The sequence below is a fragment of the Pseudoflavonifractor sp. SW1122 genome, from assembly GCF_012027765.1.
Lineage (GTDB): Bacteria > Bacillota > Clostridia > Oscillospirales > Oscillospiraceae > Enterenecus > Enterenecus faecium.
Genome location: NZ_SJOS01000081.1, coordinates 1 through 4,111 on the forward strand (window position 1 = coordinate 1; position 4,111 = coordinate 4,111).

Annotated in this window: 3 protein-coding genes; 1 reads left to right on the forward strand and 2 read right to left on the reverse strand. The window is 59.9% G+C overall.

Going from position 1 to position 4,111, the window contains the following annotated elements; translation table 11 throughout:
• Window positions 1-56: 56 nt before the first annotated feature.
• Together E0L15_RS11915 and E0L15_RS11920 are read right to left on the reverse strand one after the other, a co-directional pair.
• Window positions 57-2,315 (reverse strand): HAMP domain-containing sensor histidine kinase, encoded by a 2,259-nt coding sequence (locus tag E0L15_RS11915; RefSeq protein ID WP_168125764.1) that lies wholly within the window; start codon window positions 2,313-2,315, stop codon window positions 57-59.
• Window positions 2,312-3,010: a response regulator transcription factor gene (locus E0L15_RS11920; protein WP_087232287.1), complete on the reverse strand. Its 699-nt coding sequence runs from the start codon at window positions 3,008-3,010 to the stop codon at window positions 2,312-2,314. Before E0L15_RS11920 ends, E0L15_RS11915 begins: the two co-directional genes overlap by 4 nt.
• Before the next feature lie 227 nt (window positions 3,011-3,237).
• Between E0L15_RS11920 and rfbA the strand changes: the two genes are divergently transcribed.
• Window positions 3,238-4,092, forward strand: coding sequence for a glucose-1-phosphate thymidylyltransferase RfbA (gene rfbA, locus E0L15_RS11925; RefSeq protein ID WP_168125766.1), 855 nt, complete (start codon window positions 3,238-3,240; stop codon window positions 4,090-4,092).
• Window positions 4,093-4,111: the final 19 nt, after the last annotated feature.

Genomic DNA, 4,111 nt, shown 5'->3' on the forward strand with positions numbered 1-4,111 from the left:
TCAAAAAAAGGTTCGGAGGAACGCATGCGTTCTCCGAACCTTTTTTTGGTTTCTTATCAGCCTTTCATTTCCGCCAGCTCTTCGCTGGGGGCCAAAGGCAGCGTGACCATGGCCTTGAACAGGTCTCCGTCGATCTCAATCTGGAAGGTACCCTTTTGCAGCTCGGTCATGGACTGGGCAATGGACAGGCCTAAGCCGCTGCCGTCGGTGGACCGGGACTCGTCGCCCCGGACAAACCGCTCCATGAGCCGCTCCACCGGCACGTTCAGGGCCTCCCGGGAGATGTTCTTCATGGACAGGGTGGCGCTCTTGTCATCGTAGTGCAGCTCCACATACACCCGGGAGCCCTCCAGGGCGTACTTGGCGCAGTTGCCCAGCAGGTTGTCCAGCACCCGCCACAGTCTTCGGCCGTCCGCCATCACCCACACCGGGTGGTCGGGCAGGGTGCGCACCACCGCCAGCCCTGCGGCCTGGAGCCGTTCCTCGTACTCGCCCAGGGCCTGATCTGCGATTTCTCCCAGGTCCAGCCGGGCCAACTCCACCGACAGCACGCCGGTGGACGCCTTGGAGGCCTCCACCAGGTCCTCGGTGAGCTTTTTCAGGCGGTTACTCTTGCGCTCCAGCACGTTGATATACTCCTCCACCCGCTCGTTGGCCATGGGCTCCTTTTTCAGCAGGTCCACATAGTTGATGATGGAGGTGAGGGGGGTTTTCAAGTCGTGGGAGACGTTGGTGATGAGCTCGGCTTTGAAGTGCTCGCTGCGCATCCGCTCCGCCACCGCCTGGGAGATGGACTGGCCCAGGTTGTTCAGCTGCTGGGCGTGCTCCCGCAGGTCGTGGGGCATATGGTGGCAGGAGATCTGCACGTTCAGGTTGCCCTTGAGCAGTTCCCCGGTACAGCGGCGAATCTGCTTCCAGCAGTGGGCCCAGCTACACAGGTACACCACCAGCACCACGCTGATGACCACCCAGAGAAACACGGCATTGCTCATCAGCAACACCAGCGACACCAGCATATAGAGACAACCTCCCATTCCCACACGCCAAACCAGGGGAATGGTACGGCGGGCCATCCCCAGAATCTTTTTTATCCGTCCCCAGGCCCACCACAGCAGGGTGCTGCGGACCAGGGTATGGCTCTTAAGGCGGGCGCTTACGGTGGTCAGCAGCCCCGCAGTCATCGCGGTCATGGCCGCCATTCCTCCTCCCACCAGCAGTAGCTGGAGCTTCATGGGCATTATCGTATATGTGATATCCATAATGGCGTCTTCCACCAGCCCGCTCACCGGGTAACTGGCCAGGAGAAACAGAGCCACCAGAATCAACTCCCCGGGCAACCGATGGAACCAATTCAAATAGACGCCCTCGGTACCCTTGCGGCATCCGGCGCCCACGCACAGGAACACCAGCATGGCAATGCCCACCGCCACGCACACCAGGTTCAGCACCAGCATGGCCACGTTGTGGTTTTTCCACCAGTCCAGACCCAGATAGGCCTTGGCGTAGGAGTCCCCCTCCACGGCCAGGGACGTGTTCACCCACAGTACCAGGTCCAAAGCCACGGCACCCTCAGTCCAGCCCTCCTCTGCATTGATGGTCCAGCCCCCGGCATCCAGGTCGTAATGATAGCCGAAGACGTTGGACCTGATGACGTTTTGCACCGACGGGGCATAGGCAAACACCCCGAACTGGGTGGTGATGCGCAGCATGTCGCCCTTACCTTCCCCGTCTAAGTACACCGCTGTCAAATCCACGCTGCTGGGGTCCTCCCGGTACTGCTGCACCGCTGCACTCAGTTCATAGGCCCAGGTGTCGCTCTCCACCCGCTGAGGACTGGCGGGCGGGTTGCGGATGGTATCCACCACATCCGCCCACTTGGTGCCCACGTCACTGCGCACGTCCATCTCCAGGTTGGAGACGTAGTATTCCCCCCAGTAGATGCCCTCAGGCTGGGAGGGACGGGCCTGGGTGGTATTCCCCTGGAGGACACCGCCCTCCGGGTCCAGCAGCTGCCAGCGCAGGTTGGTGTTGTTCCACTGGTACTGCTGCTCCAAATCCGACTTCATCTGCTGCTCATAGCTGCTCAGAGACCCCAGCTCCTGCTCGGTGTAGAGGAGGTCCAGCAGGTAGCTGATCTGTTGCAGGTCCTGGTTTTCCAGGTATCGGATGGTGTAACCTCCCGCTGCCGAGGTCTGGCCCCAGATCACATTGAGATTCACCATCTGGTAGCAGCCCATCACGGCCGCAATGGCAAAGGTCACCACTGCCAGCAGGAACGCCCCCGCTTTCAGCACCGGGTTTTCCCGTGCTCTCATACCATCTTCTCCATTTTATAACCCAGGCCCCACACCACTTTCAGATAGTGGGGGTTGGCCGGGTCGATTTCGATTTTCTCCCGCAGGTGGCGAATGTGCACCGCTACGGTGTTCTCCGACCCCAAAACCGGGTCGTTCCACACCAGCTGATAGATCTGGGCAGTGGAGTACACCCGCCCGGGGTTCTTCATCAGCAGGTGGAGAATGTTGTACTCAATGGGGGTGAGGTTGATGACCTCGCCGTCCACCCGCACCATCTTGGCCGCGTCGTCCAGCACCAGGGCCCCGTTGCGCAGCACGCCCTGCTCGTCGCCGCTCTGCTTGCCACCCAGGGTGGTGTAGCGGCGCAGCTGGCTCTTGACCCGGGCCAGCACCTCGATGGGGTTGAAGGGCTTGGTGATATAATCGTCCGCCCCGATGTTCAGCCCCAGCACCTTGTCGCTGTCCTCGCCCTTGGCGGTGAGGAGAATGATGGGGATATTCCCCTCCTCCCGCATCCGGGCGGTGGCGCGAATGCCGTCCATTTTGGGCATCATCACGTCCATGAGCACCAGGTCAATGCCGCCGGCTTCCACGGCCTCCAGGGCCTCCTGTCCGTTGTATGCCTCTACGGTCTGATATCCCTCACTGGTGAGGTAAATTTTTAACGCAGATACAATGTCATGGTCATCATCACAGATTAGAATCTTGTACATCCTTCCATGCCCTCCCGCTGTTTCTGATCTGCTTCTATACTACCAATCTTCCCCTTAAGTTGCAACCACTCAAAGTATTAAGATATGGTTAACACATACTGGGAAATCTTTGCCCTGCGACGTTTCTCCCCCTTCATTGACTTTTTGCTCGGTATTCGGTATACTATACCCGACTCTTGCGACTAGAATTTTACTAAATACGCCCATAGGGCATGGAGGTAGGAATTATGAAGGGTATTATCTTGGCTGCCGGACGGGGCACCCGTCTCTATCCGATGACCCGACCCGTCTGCAAACCCCTGCTGCCTGTCTATGACAAGCCGCTGATCTATTATCCCCTGGCCGTGCTGATGCAGGCCGGCATCCGTGACGTGCTGGTGATCGTGCCCCCCGGAGAGGTGGACACCTTTGCCGCTCTGCTGGGCGACGGCTCCCAGCTGGGCATGAACATCCAGTACACCGTGCAGCCCGTGGCCCGTGGCATTGCCGACGCCCTGCTCATTGGCCGTGACTTCGTGGACGGGGACGACGTGTGCCTGGTGCTGGGCGACAACATCTTCTGGTCCCCCAACTTCCAGCAGCTTTTGAAGCAGGCCGCTGACAACAACCAGGGCGCCACCGTCTTCGGCTGCTACGTGGACGACCCCCGCCCCTTCGGCGTGGTGGAGTTTGATGAGAACGGCAAGGCCATCTCCATTGAGGAGAAGCCCCAGAACCCCAAGTCCAACTACATCGTGCCCGGCCTGTACTTCTACGACGGACAGGCTATGGACATCGCCGCCAACCTCACCCCCTCCGCCCGGGGCGAGCTGGAGATCACCGACGTAAATCTGGCGTATCTGCACCAGGGCCAGCTCCAGGTGGTGCCCATGGAGGACAACTACGTGTGGCTGGACGCTGGCAACGCCGGCAGCATGCTCCAGGCCGCCCAGACCATCCACGACCTGCAGGGCCAGGATCACTATGTGGGCGTCATTGAAGAAATCGCCTACCGGGAGGGCTGGATCTCCCACGACCAGCTGCAAAAGCTGGGCCAGGAGCTGTCCATGACCGAGTACGGCCAGCACCTGCTGTCTCTGTAAGCCCAAACTAGCAAGATAA